The organism is Sulfurimonas sp. (assembly GCF_041563495.1).
Classification (GTDB): Bacteria; Campylobacterota; Campylobacteria; order Campylobacterales; family Sulfurimonadaceae; genus Sulfurimonas.
The window spans coordinates 20,096-35,681 of sequence record NZ_JBFFMZ010000012.1; the positions used below are offsets into that span (position 1 = coordinate 20,096).

Here is a 15,586-nt window from a genome sequence, read left to right on the forward strand (position 1 = left end):
AATTTATTTAGTAGATTAATGAGTAGTACAAACAGAACAGACATCAAAAGTTTTAAAAACAAGCTCGGCAGTTTTTACATCTTGTAACCCTATCATAGCTTTTTGAGAAATTCCAAGATTTTCTTTAGTCCCGTTTCCCAAGTTCCACTGAGTCGGAGTTATTATCTCATAATTTGTAATTACTCCGTTTTCAATATTGACCTTATGAATCAAAGAACCTCTTGCTGCTTCAACGGCACTTTCACCGTAACCGCTGATATGACTAATGTCTATAGAGGGTTCTATATATGAGGGCTCGCTAAGATCAAGTTGTTCCAACAGTTCTTTTGAGTGGTTTAAAAGTTGCGGTATTTCACATACTCTGGCGATAATTCTGCTGAAGATATTATCACCGAATCTTCTGTGTGCATCTTTTACAAGCGGTATTTTGTTTATCATAGCACGAGATAGAGGTCCTACTTCGTAATATTTATCTTTATACATTACATTTTTTGCCAAAGAGTTTGGATTGCTATACTCTTTTACATGTTCTAGTGAAAGATTATGTGAAGTTATAGTCTTATGGGATTTGCCTTTGGTAAAGTAACTGTTCTCGCCAAAGGCTATAAATCTGTCGTATGATTTTCCATGTTGAAGATATTTTTTCTTTTTTATCTCTTTTAAGATATCCGGCAAGTCACCGTTTTTCTTTAGTACTTTATCTACATTGTCACAGACAAGAAAATCTTTAGTATCAGCTTCTACAAGGTTTTTTTCAAAAAAATTTATTGTCTCTTCTATGTAGTGTTTTACTTTAATGAGGTCTATCTCTGTCACATCACATACAACACCACCCACTATAGCGTAAGATGTATGCGGATACTGCCCTCCAAAGACAGCTATTGCTTTTGCCATAAGCTGAGTCGGATATGTAGCTTTAAGTACTTCTTGTTTCTCTCCAAAAAGAGGTCTCATGGTAAGATAAAACCACTTAAAGTGATTTTGTATAAGCTCAAAGGTAAGTGTTAGTTCTCTGATTATCTGGGCCTTGTTGGATATCTCTACGTTATCATAACAGTCTTCAAGAGCTTTTACCGTAGCTATAAGGTGAGCATGCCCGCAGATGCCGCATACTCTTGGGTTTATTACAAGAGCATCTAAAGGAGACTTGCCTCTTAAGATGTTTTCTATGTTTCTTGCAGTCATAAACTCGATATCTACAAAATCAATCTTCCCATTTGCAAAACTAAAATCCAATTTTGCTTCACCCTCTATTTTTTCTATTAGCTCAATCATCAAATAACTTCTTTTCTAATCTATCTATTGTAAATGCTTTTGTAATTCCGGCAAGAGTCAAATATGTTCTTTTGCCGACGCCTATAGGAAGGTCTTGAGGAATCCCCATATTTTTCTTCGTACCGAAAAGATTTTCTTTTGGAAATGCAGGTTCGGTGCATCCGACACACGGCATCCCTGCCCTTGTCTTGGAATTGACCTCGTTCCAAAGAGTCTTGTTACAGCTTGCATGTGTAAACGGAGCCTGACAGCCATGATCGTAAAACATGCATCCTTCAAGCTCACCGAACTTATGATTGTCTACTTTGTATTCAAAATATTCGTTTCTTGTGCAGCCGTTATGAACCGTATAGGCATAAAACTCTTTTGGTCTTAAAAAATCATCCAGTTGCAGGTCAACACTCTTTTTAATGGCGTACATAGTATTTACAAGAGTCTCAGGATGAACCGGACATCCGGATACCGAGATAGTCTTCTCTACCAACTGCTCAAAATTATCAACTCTTTTGTCTTTGTCAAAGTGCAAACCTGTAGTATCTTTGTAATCGCTATCTCTGAATATTCCTCCAAATGTAGCACATGTACCGACTGTTACTATTTTCTTGACAATATTTGCATATTTTTTTATTATCTCTACAACGGAGACATCTGCTCTTTTAAACTCACTCGATATTGAGCCTTCTATAAGCAGTATATCACATGCTATATCATCTGTGACTATCTCTTTGAGTGAGTATTTGGAATCTATAATGGGATGGTATATGAACTCAAAATCTTCTAAAAATTGTTCCATATACGGATAGTTTAAAAAAGAGTGAGTGTTGCCGTTACAGGCTATGGAACTTAGCCACAGCACTCTCACTTTATTGTTCATAATATTTATGCACTCAACGCTTTATATATATTATGTGAAATATCATCGACATAATCATCCAGCTCTTTTGGCAAGATGTTTTCGCCTTTTAAAAAGACCATTCCGCCAAGGTAACCCATGAAAAGTCCAAAAGCACTAAAAAAGTCTTGATCTCTCAAATCTCCGCATTTAACGCCTTCTTCAAAATAAATCATAATCTCTGTAACAAACTCGTTTACACAGATCATTCCTTCGCACCCCTCTTTAAACACTTCACGAGTTGAGAGATATATTCTTAAAAAGTAGTCTATCATCTCAGGTTTTTGCATGGCTGTCTGGAAATATACTTCTATTATCTTTCTTGTTTTTTCCTGCGTGGATATATCCTGCTCATTGATCTCTTTTATCTTATGTCCAAGATATATTGATATATATTTTATAATCTCTTTAGCCAGTATATCTTTTGATTTAAAATAATTGTACATATTACCTACACTCATCTTAAGTGCATTTGCAATGTCTGGAATAGTAGTGTTATAAAAACCTTTTAAAGAAAAAAGTTCCAATGCACCTTGCATTATCTGCTCTTTTCTCTGTTCTTTTTTGCTTAACAATATATCATCTCCTTAACTTCTTGAGCAATTATACTATGTATAATCATCTAAAGCAAAACCTTTAGAGAAGTAAGGGCTGCTCAATTGAAATTTACTCAGTATTCTGCTGTATAAGACACTGTTTTCAAATATATCACCCATCATCACGAATTTGTCAATTTTAAACTTTGTTTTTAACTGCCCAAAAGTTGATATAACCATATCGCCAAGAGCTTCAAAAATGGAGTAAGCCAAGTAATGTTCGTCGGTGTCTGCAAGTTTAAAACTCATGATAGAACCGATAAAAGAGACATAGTCGAAACCTTCATCACTAAAAGCGGTATCTATCTTCAACCCGCCGTTACCGTGAAACTCTAAAGACTTGTCACTTACTGACTCAAAACTTTTATCTTTTAATTCTAAAATTGCTGCGATTGTCTCAAACATACCGTATTCATCATTTTGGCGAAGTTCTTGCATCAATTGCGGAAATTTTTTCTCAAAGTTTAAAAGAAGTTTTGATTTATTTTCATCTTTACTCATCAAGTCTAAAACAGCTTTTAATTTAAAATCTTGAAAAGTTATGACCTTTTTATTTCCTGCCTCGTTTGAGACTATAAATGAGATGCCACCTCTTGTACTTAGATTTGCGGTAATAGAACCCTTTTCATAACCTGCTTCTTGGGAAATGTTTAAAAATCTGTTAATAGTGCTGTCACTGTCCAACTCTTTTAACTCTTTTGTAACGCCTCTTGCATCTCTAATGACAGTTATATTGTCTTGAACAACGACGACTTTTAAATCATCACTGCCATCAAAGAATAGGTACTCAACTTCACTCTCTCTTGCATTAAGAGCAACCAAATTGCTTTTTACACTGTACGGAGATTTTATGTTTATAAAATTTTTCCCCGTTAACTCTCTTAGCACTTTATCTTTGATAGTAACTTTTAGAGTAGGTTTTTCTATGCTAAAGAGTGCTTTTATCTCTTCTTTAGTCATTATAAAGTGTTTATTTACACTGTTTGGATCTACTACCAAGAGATCACTTCCCTCACTGTAATGCGGGGAGTAGTATTTAGAATCCAAGAACTCTTCATTTGCCTCGTTTGAGTAGTGAGTACATTTTAGAGAATCATTCAAGTAATCTTGGCTTGAGGGATCAGTTAATTTTTCTAAGCATCTTGGACATGCTGATATATTATAAGTAGGTGATTTAAAATCTGACTCTAAACCTTGTGAGTCAACTTGTATAGTCTGTATATCTCCTAAAAATAGCGAATGTGCCAAATATTTATTTGATAATTGGCTAAAATCAGATATCGCCTGTTGATTGGAATCATCTAATCTAATCACAATAGAATCATCAGCCTGAGAAACACTTCCAACGACACCGCTTTCTTTTATCATGAATTGCAAAAAACCTGCAAAATATTTACTGTCGCTTGTGTATTTAATTACTTGTTTGATAGCCATTTTTAAACTCACTTTGTGGATTTGCATATTTTTCTATTATATCATCTAGTTTTACGATGTCTGTGTTTTTTTTATATTCTATACCTGACTTGTCAAACTCAGATACTGCTGCATCAATCAAGTGATGAAACTTATTTTTCATCTCGATTGTAAGACCGATATTCACACTCTCTATATCTTTTGGGACAATTCCTATGATATTTACATCAGCCATCCTCTCAAGAAGTGAACAGATTTCTAGCATCTCTATAATCTCTACTTCATGAGCAGTCTGTTTATAACTTCCAAGCCCAAGCAGCTCTTGGGAAGGCAGATTATAGATAGAACCGACCTCATCATCCATTGTTATAGTATCAAGGATAATCACTTTATCGTAGTCTTGATAGTATGTCATTAGTTGAAAGCCCAAAACACCGCCATCAACTAATGTCACATCACCCTTAAATGTAAAATTTTCTTCAATATATTTTGAAGCATAAACTCCGATGCCTTCATCTTGGTATATTACGGTACCGGCACCGACTATTGCTGTTTTCATATTTATCCTTAATAAAAAAAGCCAAAAAGAGATTATTTTTCCTAGCTTATTGACTATATGATGTTAATGTTATTTTTCTTGCACAAACTTATTTCCGCCGACTACTATGTTGATGTCACCTTCTTTCCAAAAGATTGTTCTCCATACTTGGTAATATACATGTAGCACTAAACATTTTTGCCAAGGTTTCTCTTTTTTCAATCATAATCTACCCCTTATCTTGGAAATCAAAGCTTATGAATAAACATTCATTAAAGTTAATTGTAATGGAGATAAACTTAAGTTAAACTTATATTTCGCTGATGAAAAAAGAGGCACTTTGTAAAAAAAATTATATTAAAAAAATAATTGAAATGGATTATCATAAAAGCGTAAGAAGATTAAGAAAAAATTTAAATAAAACTAAAGCTTTTTTTTATCTAAAGTTTGTATCAAATAAGAACAAAATTTAATAAATTATAAATCTATTTATACCCTTTTCATATTCATATTCTAATTTATATCCATTAGCATTTAATATGTTGTTTATGATATAAAATCCTAATCCAAAACTTTGATTTGATTTAACACTGTCTGCTTTGAAAAAAGGTTCATAGTAGGCTTCTAATGGATAAATCAATTTTTTGCCAATATTTTCAAATATTATCTTTGTATCTTGAGTTTTAATAACTACTCTATTATCCTGAGAATATTTGATCCCATTATCAAGTATATTTTTTACGGCAATTGAAAAAAGTATGAAATCAACATTGATTTTAATATTTTCAAACTCTTTGATAACGTCTTCTTCATCACACATTAAAAGGTCAACTGCATTGTCAATAATATCAGCTAAATAATACTCTTTTTTTTTCAGTATCTTTTTAGTTGAAATCAACTCTTCAATAGATGCAAATTCATTGATTAATGATTCAAGCCGATAAAAGACTTTTTGCATCTTTTCTTTATTTTCTTGGGTTTGTGGAAGTTCAGTTAAAAACCTTCCCTTTGTAATTGGCGTCTTTAACTCGTGCATGATGTTTCTTATAAATATATTTCTTGATTCTTGAAGTTTTTTAAGTTTTTTGGCTGATTTGTCAAACTCATTTGCCAACAGTGAAATCTCATCTTTTTCATCACTTGCACAAGAGATATCAAACTCTTCATCTCCAAAATTTTGAACTTTATCTTTTAAAGTCTTTAATGGTCTTAATTTCTTAATTGTTGTTATATACAAAAATGTAAAGACAATAAAAATCACTAAAAACACAAAAATTATAGTGTATTGATGGTTTTTTATTTCATTATTGTTAACTAGCAGATAAGAACCTCTTGGTGTTTGTATATATACATAGTAAATGCCATTTAGTTTTAAATTTTTAATGAGAACTCTGGCTCTTCCTCTTTGTTCAATGTGAAGCTCTTTTATATTTTTATCATTTAGTATCTTGTTTTGTAGTCTTGCATCTGTAATCACTGAAAAGTTCATCATTTGAAGACTTTCTTCTAACTCTTTTGAAAAACCTCTATGCCTATATTCTCTTAAAAACATTCTTGAAGCATCCATATTACTTTTATTTGTGAAATGCTCTTCTCTTTTTTGGCTACCGGCAAATAAGATAAGAAAGCTTATTAGTATCATGACTAAGGCTATGACAAAAGTTATGGTAATGGAAAAGATAATCGAGTTTTTATTCATTCTACCAGTTTATACCCCACGCCTCTCATAGTTAAAAAGTACTCCGGTTTTTTAGGATCTTCTTCTATTTTATGTCTTATCCTGTTTATGATTACCGCTATGCTTCCACTATCTTCATCAGAGTTTAAAAAATCACAACTATCGAGAATGTCATATCTTGAAACTACAAAACCTTTTCTTTTGCACATTAAAGACATTATCTGAAATTCTGCCGGAGTGAACTTTATGAACTTGCCGTCTTTTTTTATCTCTTGCTTTTCTTCATCTAAAGTAAAAACTTCCTTTTTTTCCTCCACAGGCTTTGGCATGCTCTTGTTAAAACGTCTAAGTATCGTCTTGATTCTTACTTCCAACTCTCTTGGGTCATAAGGTTTTGGAAGGTAGTCATCTGCTCCGAGTTCGAGTGCTATAACTTTATCTGTTATATCACTTCTGGCACTCGATATTATTATGGGAATATCATATTTAGTAACCAACTCTTTACAGACTTCCAAGCCGTCCATGCCAGGAAGAGTCAAATCTAATATAATAAGATCAAACTCCTCTAGAGCAATAGCACTAAGAGCTATAAAAGGGTCTTCAAAGTTTGTTACTGAAATATTAAACTTACAGAGATACTGAGTCAGGACTTCTGCCAACTCACTGTCATCTTCCACCATTGCAATTTTTAGCATTACAATTCATACCTTTCATCATCTTTTTTTTCATAATATCTTTCATGTCAAGCATAGTTTTTAAATCTTTCTTTTGTGAAGCATCAAGAACTGCATATACTTTCTCAATCATATCTGCTCTTGTCTCAATTTTAGCATCTCTTCTCTCATTTGCCAATTTAATGAACTTCTTTTTATCAAAAGATGTCTCTGTAAATGCTTCATGAGGATTTGGCATACTTGCCATACTCTTTTTTACAATAGCTATTATTTTAGTTCTTTGCTCATCACTAAGGTCAAGCATCATAACTGTCTTCATAAACATATGTTTACCCTTATGTCTTTGACCTTGCATCATCATCTTACCTTGCTTAAATCCTTGTTTAGAACCTTGACCCATCTGTCCTTGTCCGTTAAAAGCCTGTAGTGATGAAGTAAGTAGTGCCGTTGCTGTTAAACCTAAAATAATTTTCTTGTTCATGGTGAACTCCTTATATTTGATGTTAAAAGTATAAGATTATGATATTAACGATATTTAAATTCGAGTTTAACAAAAGATTAACGAGATGCTTAGAGTTTTATCAGAATTGATATGAGTACATAAAAGAACCGTAGGTGTCAGCATTATTTTGCTCATTTGTATATGGTGAGTGAGATTGATAGAAGTATGAGAGTTTATGAACATTGTAGTAGAGTTCTGCCCCTACGTATAAAGAAACATTAAATGTTCTGTTGCTGATATCATACCCATCTTTTTGGGCTTGATCTATAATATACGAGTATCCTACTATTTCGCCATTTATTCCTGTACTTAGAGCCCAACCAAAACCATGAGAATTCTTTTCTATCTCTAACAAACCGGCCTCTTCTTTAAGATATGGATAGTGGACATTAAAATTTTGAATATAGTTGTCTCCTATACGAAACATCGTTCCTGCAAAACCCCTTATCTCAAAATTTCCAAACTCAAAACCGGTATGATTAAACCAGTCTATACTTAATGAACCACTCTTATTAGATTTCCAACTTGTCTCACCGTATCTATATAGTAGATTTAGAGTATATTTAATCTCTATTTGAGTGTCCCAGCCTTTTGCATGATGGTTTCTTATGATATTGTGAAAAGTATCTTGAACCTCTTGTGCCAGTGATTCTTTACCTACTACACCAAGTTCAATCCTTAACTCATTAAAACTCTTCTCATCCCATTCAAAAATATATCCACTAAGTGCCAAATATCCTGCATATGGGATATCATCATACTGAGGAGTGGAGAGAGTCGTGTCTATAGGAGTTATGATTATCTGAGAGAGACTCGCACCTGCACTGTAGCGTTTGGACTTGTCAAGTCCATTTGGAGATAAAGTTTCAAAAGTGTCTATCATTAAGTTACTGTAAGAAGTTATAGAATTACTGACATTATTTTCATATGCATTGTCAAGCCAGCTAAACGCTACCCCGTTTGTAAAATGCTGATCAGTCCCTGCAAAAAAATCATTGTAGAGTTGAAACGAGAACTGATCGGCACTTAATGTAGTTGCAACAAGTAACGATAATAATTTTTTTTTGTGCTTCATGCGGTAATTTTAGCTATTTAATTCTTTTTACCACATAAAACTTTTTCAAGAAACTGTCTATAGGATTAATCAATCTGTACATAACCGGAACGACAAGAAGTGTCAGTACCATAGAACTTAACAGACCGCCGATAATCGAGATGGACATCGGTGCTTTTGTCTCGCTTCCAAGCCCATCACCTATAGCTAATGGAAGCATGGCAAACACCATTGCAATCGTTGTCATTAAAATCGGTCTAAGTCTCTTTTCTCCCGCTTCAATCAATGCTTCATCCACACTCTTTCCTCTCTCAAGAGCACCGTTTGCAAAGTCCACAAGAAGTACGGCATTTTTACCTACCATACCCATTAAAAGCATAAATCCTATCATTACAAATAGACTAAACTGAAGTCCTGACGCATAAAGTGCGAGCATCACACCAATGATACTAAGAGGCAGTGCCATCATTATGATTATTGGTTGGATGAGTGATTCATAAAGAATCGCCAAGATGATAAACATAAGTATGATAGAAAGTCCGATGGCAGCGCCAAAAGCTTTACCTGTTTTTTCCATCTCCTCGGCAAATCCCGTAAATCTGTACGTCACGCCCGCAGGCATCAGAGCATCTATGCCTTTTTTTGTATAAGCAACCGCTCCGCCAAGGTCAAGGCCAAACAAATCAGAGAAAACAGTTACTTGTCTCTGTCTATCAAAGTGATTTATAGAAGCCAATGCTTTACTTTTGGTAAATGTTACCAGACCGTCAAGATAAACAAACTCTCCGTTACCAGAACGAAGTTGAATCTTTTTAATATCATCAATACTTACTCTATTTTCATCATCAAATCTAAGAGTGATGTTGTACTGTTTTCCATTCTCTTCAAAGTATGAAATTTCCAAATCACTTGAAAATGCCGTCGAAATAGCTTCTGCAATCTGGGATGCGGAGATGCCAAGACGGTTTGCATTTTGTCTTAATATATTTATATCTATCTGAGGTTTTGAATCATCGAGATTTGTATCGATATCGACAAATCCTTTTTTCTTTGCCAGATACTCCGTTAGATTTTTCTTTGCGACTTCCAAGTCTTCAAAGGAATCTGACTTTAAAACTATCTGGTATGGAACGGTTACACCGGTACCTTTGATGTTTGGAATTGCAGCTGCAGTTATAAACATATCTTTGGCAAACGGTTTCATCATCTGTCTAAAGCTCTGCGTCACTTCTTCTTGGGTTAACTCTCTTTTATCTTTTGAGACAAGTTTTACATACATCAGAGCTTTGTGCTTCTCATGCGCCGTGTTATAACCTATGCTTAATGTAGTGTACATAACGTTTTTATCGGCTTTGATAAGGTCTTCCACTTCTTTTGATTTTCTTATCATCTCCTCTAAGGAGATGCCTGAATCTGCTTTCATCTTTATCTCCAGCTCCGACTTGTCCTCTTTTGGGATAAAATCCATCCCAATCTTTGGAAAGAGACTAAGAGATGCAAAGAACAAAGCAAAGACCGCGATCAGAGTAAGGATTTTAAACCTGAGTACAACTTTGAGTGTCTTCTCATAAGCTCTCTCTAAAGCTTTAAATACCGGCTCTGTCATATTGTAAAATCTACTCTCATCCTTGCGCAGGACTCTGGCACTCAAACTCGGTATAAAACTAAGCGCAATCGAATATGAGATAATAATAGCAAACCCGACAGTCATGGCAAACGACTCAAAGAACTTACCGACTATTCCGCTCATGAATGAGACAGGGATAAATACAGCCAAAAGCATCGCAGAAATTGCTAAAATAGTAAAAGCCATCTCTTTTGTACCTTCAACTGCCGCTTCAAGTTTGTCCATGCCTTTTTCCATCTTTTTATAGATGTTTTCTATGACAACGATTGCATCATCTATGATAATCCCGATGGCCAAAGTAAGACCTATTAAAGTCATCTTGTTTAAATCGAAACCCATGTAATCCATAAGAGCGAACGTACCCATGATAGATGCCGGAATTGAAAGTGCAGATACCGCTGTAATCGTCATATTTCTCAAAAATACAAAGACAATAATCGCTGCCAAGACTGCTCCGTACATAAGGTCAAACTTTACATCTTCGAGTGAATGTATAATAAATGGAGAGGTGTCATTTAATATCTTAACATCATATCTCTCTTTAGCTATCTCTTGAAGCTGTGGAACTACCTTTTTTACACGATTGACTATCTCTATGGTATTTGTTCCAGATATCTTTTGAACTTCAAGCATAACACCTTCTATACCATTGTACGAGGCATAACTCTTTGCATCGCTGAGTGCATCTTTTATGGTTGCTATATCTTTTAGTTTTATGTCATCTTTGATTTTTATATTTTCAAGGTCTTTTATACTAAGTGCATCTGCTTTTGTCTTTAGTATAAACTCCTCGGTTTGAGTTATTAGTTTACCGCCTCCGATTTTTACGTTCTCATTTGCGACTATCTCATTTAGCTCACGAACAGTGATGCCAAACTTGTTTAGAAGTTTCGGGTCCGGATATATCTTTATCTCTCTGTCTTTATAACCGATGATATTAACCGCACCTACTCCGTTTATCTTCTGAAGTTTCGGCTTTACCTTTTCATCTGCAAATAACATAAGATTTTGGATAGTGTCATTTTTCGCAGTTAAAAAAACATTTATGATAGCTGCCCCGCCAATGTCAAGTTTACTGACAAGAGGAGTTTTGGCATCGCGCGGTAAGAGTACTGCCGAGACCTTGTCTCTTACATCGTTCGTTGCTTCATCTATATCACGCTCTAAAAAGAACTTGACCGTAACGACACTGATACCCTCACTGCTGGAAGACATAATGCTGTCAATCCCGCCGATGCTGGAGACTGCCTCTTCTATCTTGTCAGTTACCTGAGACTCTAAAGTGCTGGCTTCTGCTCCCGGATAAATAGTTTTGATAGTTACTATCGGAAAATCGACATTTGGAAAAAGTGCCGAGGGCATAGACTTAAAGCTCATAAACCCGAATATTACCAACGCAACAACATACATCAGTGTTGTTATAGGTCTGTTTATTGCAAACTTATACATCTAGTCCTACTTACTCTCAGGTATTGTAATATACCCTTCGCCAAAAAGACCTACTACAAAACCGTCTGCCGTTACTTCTGCTTTTATCTTTCTGTTATCACTGTTTGCATGCGGGTACACTTTAGAGATTTCACCCGTGTAACTCTTCTCATCACCGTTTACAGTGTACTTGACACTGTCTCCCGCTTTTACGCTCTTCCAGTATTTTTGGTCAAACTCAAAGATCAGTTTTCTTTTTGATTTGCTCTGAATCTTAAAAATAGTACGAAGCATCATCCCGCTGACCACATCGCCCACCTCAACACTCTTCTCAAAGATAACACCGTCAAACGGAGCTAAGATAATACTTCTGTCTAAAAGTGACTGCTGATAGGCAAGATTTGCTTTTGCAGATTCCACTGCAACTTTTGCTCTTTCATAAACCATCTTATACTGGTCAAACTTCGCTTCATCTATAAGGTCTTTAATAAGAAGCTGTCTATCATAATCTTTTTTGGCAAACTTCAAACTCACCTCTGCTCCAGAGAGTGATGCTTTTGCAATTTTAAGAGATGCTTTTAAGTCGTCATTTTGAAGTTCTACCAGCTTATCGCCTTTTTTTACACTGCTTGATACATCTACATATACTTTGTCAATAATCCCGCTTGAATAAAAAGCCAGGTTTGCACTCTTGTCGGCTTCTATATTGAATGTTGCGTATACCTCTTGCGCACTCAGACTGGCTGCTAAAGCTATAATTGCTATTAAAAATTTTCTAATTCTTCTCATTGTAAAAACTCCTCTATATTTTTTCCTGCGTAGTAATAGTACGCTGCATACGCTATTTCCAAGTCATTCATCGATTTTTCATAAAGTGCTTTAGCCTCTGTCTGAGAACTAAGCGCATCCAGATAAACTACATTGTCGACAATCCCTGCATCGTATTTTTTACTGATGGTCTTAAAAGCGCTTGTCGCCGCTACCAAAGCACTCCTGGCACTTTTGATTTTTATGTTGCTTGTCTCTATGGCTGAAAGTGCCAAGTCATAGCGCATAGCCTGCTCTTTTTTAAAGTAAGAGACTTGTACATTTAGTGCCTGTGAGTTAATCATAATTGCCTCTTTGCTCTTGGCTACACTCCCTTTGTCAAAGAGTCTCATGTTTAAAGAAAGCAGTAGTCTGTTCTGGTTGTCAACACCCTCCGGATGCGAAGCATCTGAACGCTCATAACCATATACGCTGTAAGTATCTTCTATTTTAAGTTGCGGATAATAGATGCTATCTACAGACTCAGCTCCATCCACCAAAGCATCTTTTTGAGCCATCAGAGATTTCACACTGTCGATGAGTTCGATATCGTGTTTTGCAAATTCTATGAACTTTGAATCATCGAGTGTCTCTATGCTTTTTCCTACTTTTAGCTCCAGCGATTTTTTGGCTGAGAGTATTTGAAGTTTAATTGACTCCATCTCATAAATGTTTGTATCGTAAGCTGCTTGAAGTCTGTCAACATCATCCTTTGTAGCAACCTTAGCTTCAAAGAACCTTTGCATCCTTGTCAGCTGCTCTTGCAATGATTTTCTAGCCTCTTCTCTGGATACAAGAGTTGCTTTGAGACTTTTTATGTTAAAAAAGTCCTGCACTATTTGAAGACTCAAACTTTTTTTAGTATATTCAGAGTCAAAACTGCTTGCTTTATATTCGTTTTCGCTCTTTGAAAGCAGTGCCGACTTTTTTCCGCCGTCATAAATATCAAAAGAGACTTTTGCATAACCGCTGTAAACATCACCTGCTTGCAGGAGTGTCCTCTCATCTAAAGACTGATAAAAAGCGCCTGCATCTATGGTCGGATAATAGGCACTCTCTCTTGAGTCAACTTCTGAAGCTTTTGCTTTTTGCGTCAGAGTTTTTGAAACTACCAAATCACTTTTTTGAGAAGCATAATCAAGCAATGATTTAAGACTCTCACCATATATAAAAACTGGGATAATTAAAAAAATCAATCTTTTCATTGTTTCACCTCTATAAGATCAAACAGTGCATCTGTGAACTGATGTATCTCTTTTTTCACATCATCAATGGTATGTGTAACGACACTTGAGATAAAAATTCCCTCTGCCATTGCAAACATGCCTCTGGCAAACTTTTGTGAACTCTCTATCAACTCCCCGTTTGCTATACCTTCATCTATAATGGTTTGAAACCACTCAAAATATGTGTTTGTACAAGCAGTTTGAAATTCCATCATCTCTTTATCCGGGTTTGTTAAAGAGATGGAGATAAATTCTTTGTAGAGTTGTCTGAGTTCTATATCTTTTTCATCATAAAATATACTCGAAAATGTTTTGATTTTTTCTCTTGTTGAAGATGCACTGTTTAATTTTTCATGTTTGGACTCATTATGTTCCACCATAAGAATATTTACTATTTCAAAAACAATATCTTCTTTATTTTTAAAGTAGTCATAAATAGTACCCTTACCGACTCCTGCCGTTTTTGCGACCTGAGAGACAGTTAAATCATTGATACCGTTTTGAAAAAAGAGCTCTTTACATGCAAGTGCTATATCTTTTCTTTTCTGTACCTTGTCTACAATAATTGCCATATTTTTCCTTTAGAATAAAATGACTGACCGTCGGTCATTTAAAGAAATTGTATATTTTTACTACTTAATTGTTACTAAAACAAATATATTAAATAAGTATTATGCTGATTTAAACTCTTTAAATCTCATATTTTTTTCTTTTCAAAAGTAAGCCTAAAAAGTTCAAAGATATAAATGAGGTAGACATCATTAAGATAAAAATGGGCTGCAGAGTCCCATCATGCAGATAACTGGCCAATAACCCGATTAGCGAAGATATAGTAAATCCGACTACCCCGTTTAAAGCGGTTGCCGTAGCACTTATATCTTTAAAATGCTCAAGAAGCAAAGAGATAGAGTTACCAAATACAAGACCAAGAGCACCGATAAAAATCATAAATCCTATAACAACAGCCGGAAGAACTAAAACTGATGAAAAACTAAAAAGCAAAGCTGCAGTTAAAAACTGAATGGTTATACCGGATATAAATAACCTCATAGATGAGTATTTCTCCAAAAGTCTTATATTTAATCTGCTAAACATCATCAGGCTTGCCACATTCAAGCCAAAAAAGAGACTAAAATATATGGTATCTAGATTAAAATGCTCCATATAGATAAATGAAGCTTTTGTGATAAATATAAACAGTCCTGAAAATCCAAAACCACTTGCCAGTATAAGCAAGATCGCATTTGGATTTTCAACTATCTCTATATAGTTTGAAAACATTCCGCCTCTTTTTATCTTCGGTGAAGTCTCCGGTAGTTTAGTTATAAAATACAACAGCGTTAAAGCATAAACAGATAGAAATACAAAGATATAACGCCAAGTAAAAAAATGAAGAATCCCTACTCCGATAACGGGTGCAAGCATCGGAGCAATCATGATAATCATAGATATGATTGAAAAGATTTTTGCACCCTCTTTTCCATGGTATATATCTCTAACGATTGCACTTGTGTTTACAACTGCAAAACCACCGCCGATAGCCTGAAAAAACCTGAATATCCACAGTTGTTCAACCGATGAAGCTAAACTGATTGAAAATGAAAAAAGTATATAAACGCTTAATCCGCCAAATATAAACATCTTTCTTCCGTATCTGTCTGAGAGAGGTCCTCCCAAAAGCTGCCCTAGGGCAAACCCCAAAAGATAAATGCTGAGCGTTATCTCTATCTGGTCTATCGAAGTGTAAAATTGATTTGCGATTTGTGTAAATGAAGGAAGATATACGTCAATAGCAAGAGGAGTGATAGCCGTCAGCATCGCAAGGATAAATATAAAACCTTTTGGAAGGTCGTATTTTGTTGTGTTCATTCTCAGG

Annotated in this window: 14 protein-coding genes and 1 pseudogene; all 15 read right to left on the reverse strand. The window is 35.0% G+C overall.

The features are described 5' to 3' along the window. Window positions 1-15 precede the first annotated feature (15 nt). On the reverse strand, window positions 16-1,275 hold the full coding sequence (locus tag ABYK18_RS10800) for a nickel-dependent hydrogenase large subunit (protein WP_373036686.1): 1,260 nt from the start codon (window positions 1,273-1,275) through the stop codon (window positions 16-18). Beyond that, entirely contained in the window at window positions 1,268-2,149 is an 882-nt protein-coding gene (locus tag ABYK18_RS10805; RefSeq protein ID WP_373036687.1) for a hydrogenase, read from the reverse strand. Before ABYK18_RS10805 ends, ABYK18_RS10800 begins: the two co-directional genes overlap by 8 nt. Window positions 2,150-2,154: 5 nt before the next feature. After that, window positions 2,155-2,742, reverse strand: a complete 588-nt coding sequence (locus tag ABYK18_RS10810) for a TetR/AcrR family transcriptional regulator (protein ID WP_373036688.1) — start codon at window positions 2,740-2,742, stop codon at window positions 2,155-2,157. Window positions 2,743-2,775: 33 nt separating this feature from the next. Then, a complete protein-coding gene (locus ABYK18_RS10815; protein ID WP_373036689.1) occupies window positions 2,776-4,224 on the reverse strand; it encodes a hydrogenase in 1,449 nt (482 codons plus the stop codon). Next, window positions 4,175-4,735, reverse strand: coding sequence for a HyaD/HybD family hydrogenase maturation endopeptidase (locus tag ABYK18_RS10820; RefSeq protein WP_373036690.1), 561 nt, complete (start codon window positions 4,733-4,735; stop codon window positions 4,175-4,177). Before ABYK18_RS10820 ends, ABYK18_RS10815 begins: the two co-directional genes overlap by 50 nt. Before the next feature lie 69 nt (window positions 4,736-4,804). After that, a pseudogene (locus tag ABYK18_RS10825) lies at window positions 4,805-4,906 on the reverse strand (Ni/Fe hydrogenase); the annotation flags it as partial. Between the two features lie 277 nt (window positions 4,907-5,183). Then, the gene (locus ABYK18_RS10830; protein WP_373036691.1) at window positions 5,184-6,413 is read right to left on the reverse strand and encodes an ArsS family sensor histidine kinase; all 1,230 of its coding nucleotides are present in this window, start codon (window positions 6,411-6,413) and stop codon (window positions 5,184-5,186) included. Continuing rightward, complete coding sequence (locus ABYK18_RS10835) at window positions 6,410-7,087, reverse strand: response regulator transcription factor (RefSeq protein WP_373036692.1); 678 nt, start codon at window positions 7,085-7,087, stop codon at window positions 6,410-6,412. The genes ABYK18_RS10830 and ABYK18_RS10835 overlap by 4 nt, the downstream gene beginning before the upstream one ends. Next, entirely contained in the window at window positions 7,059-7,547 is a 489-nt protein-coding gene (locus ABYK18_RS10840) for a Spy/CpxP family protein refolding chaperone (RefSeq protein WP_373036693.1), read from the reverse strand. The genes ABYK18_RS10835 and ABYK18_RS10840 overlap by 29 nt, the downstream gene beginning before the upstream one ends. 100 nt (window positions 7,548-7,647) lie before the next feature. Next, the gene (locus tag ABYK18_RS10845) at window positions 7,648-8,643 is read right to left on the reverse strand and encodes a lipid A deacylase LpxR family protein (RefSeq protein WP_373036694.1); all 996 of its coding nucleotides are present in this window, start codon (window positions 8,641-8,643) and stop codon (window positions 7,648-7,650) included. Between the two features lie 13 nt (window positions 8,644-8,656). After that, window positions 8,657-11,698: an efflux RND transporter permease subunit gene (locus ABYK18_RS10850; protein ID WP_373036695.1), complete on the reverse strand. Its 3,042-nt coding sequence runs from the start codon at window positions 11,696-11,698 to the stop codon at window positions 8,657-8,659. Window positions 11,699-11,704: 6 nt separating this feature from the next. Beyond that, the gene (locus ABYK18_RS10855; protein ID WP_373036696.1) at window positions 11,705-12,466 is read right to left on the reverse strand and encodes an efflux RND transporter periplasmic adaptor subunit; all 762 of its coding nucleotides are present in this window, start codon (window positions 12,464-12,466) and stop codon (window positions 11,705-11,707) included. Continuing rightward, entirely contained in the window at window positions 12,463-13,689 is a 1,227-nt protein-coding gene (locus ABYK18_RS10860; RefSeq protein WP_373036697.1) for a TolC family protein, read from the reverse strand. Before ABYK18_RS10860 ends, ABYK18_RS10855 begins: the two co-directional genes overlap by 4 nt. Beyond that, on the reverse strand, window positions 13,686-14,282 hold the full coding sequence (locus ABYK18_RS10865) for a TetR/AcrR family transcriptional regulator (protein WP_373036698.1): 597 nt from the start codon (window positions 14,280-14,282) through the stop codon (window positions 13,686-13,688). The genes ABYK18_RS10860 and ABYK18_RS10865 overlap by 4 nt, the downstream gene beginning before the upstream one ends. A gap of 118 nt (window positions 14,283-14,400) precedes the next feature. After that, window positions 14,401-15,579 carry a multidrug effflux MFS transporter gene (locus ABYK18_RS10870; protein WP_373036699.1) on the reverse strand — a complete coding sequence of 393 codons (1,179 nt, stop codon included), beginning with the start codon at window positions 15,577-15,579 and terminating at the stop codon, window positions 14,401-14,403. Window positions 15,580-15,586 lie beyond the last annotated feature (7 nt).

What these genes read in the sequence shown, in the direction of transcription:
- ABYK18_RS10800 (WP_373036686.1), bottom strand. Translation starts at nt 1,275, where the DNA reads ATGATTGAGCTAATAGAAAAAATAGAGGGTGAAGCAAAATTGGATTTT.
- ABYK18_RS10805 (WP_373036687.1), bottom strand. Translation starts at nt 2,149, where the DNA reads ATGAACAATAAAGTGAGAGTGCTGTGGCTAAGTTCCATAGCCTGTAAC.
- ABYK18_RS10815 (WP_373036689.1), bottom strand. Translation starts at nt 4,224, where the DNA reads ATGCAAATCCACAAAGTGAGTTTAAAAATGGCTATCAAACAAGTAATT.
- ABYK18_RS10820 (WP_373036690.1), bottom strand. Translation starts at nt 4,735, where the DNA reads ATGAAAACAGCAATAGTCGGTGCCGGTACCGTAATATACCAAGATGAA.
- ABYK18_RS10830 (WP_373036691.1), bottom strand. Translation starts at nt 6,413, where the DNA reads ATGAATAAAAACTCGATTATCTTTTCCATTACCATAACTTTTGTCATA.
- ABYK18_RS10835 (WP_373036692.1), bottom strand. Translation starts at nt 7,087, where the DNA reads ATGCTAAAAATTGCAATGGTGGAAGATGACAGTGAGTTGGCAGAAGTC.
- ABYK18_RS10840 (WP_373036693.1), bottom strand. Translation starts at nt 7,547, where the DNA reads ATGAACAAGAAAATTATTTTAGGTTTAACAGCAACGGCACTACTTACT.
- ABYK18_RS10845 (WP_373036694.1), bottom strand. Translation starts at nt 8,643, where the DNA reads ATGAAGCACAAAAAAAAATTATTATCGTTACTTGTTGCAACTACATTA.
- ABYK18_RS10850 (WP_373036695.1), bottom strand. Translation starts at nt 11,698, where the DNA reads ATGTATAAGTTTGCAATAAACAGACCTATAACAACACTGATGTATGTT.
- ABYK18_RS10855 (WP_373036696.1), bottom strand. Translation starts at nt 12,466, where the DNA reads ATGAGAAGAATTAGAAAATTTTTAATAGCAATTATAGCTTTAGCAGCC.
- ABYK18_RS10860 (WP_373036697.1), bottom strand. Translation starts at nt 13,689, where the DNA reads ATGAAAAGATTGATTTTTTTAATTATCCCAGTTTTTATATATGGTGAG.
- ABYK18_RS10865 (WP_373036698.1), bottom strand. Translation starts at nt 14,282, where the DNA reads ATGGCAATTATTGTAGACAAGGTACAGAAAAGAAAAGATATAGCACTT.
- ABYK18_RS10870 (WP_373036699.1), bottom strand. Translation starts at nt 15,579, where the DNA reads ATGAACACAACAAAATACGACCTTCCAAAAGGTTTTATATTTATCCTT.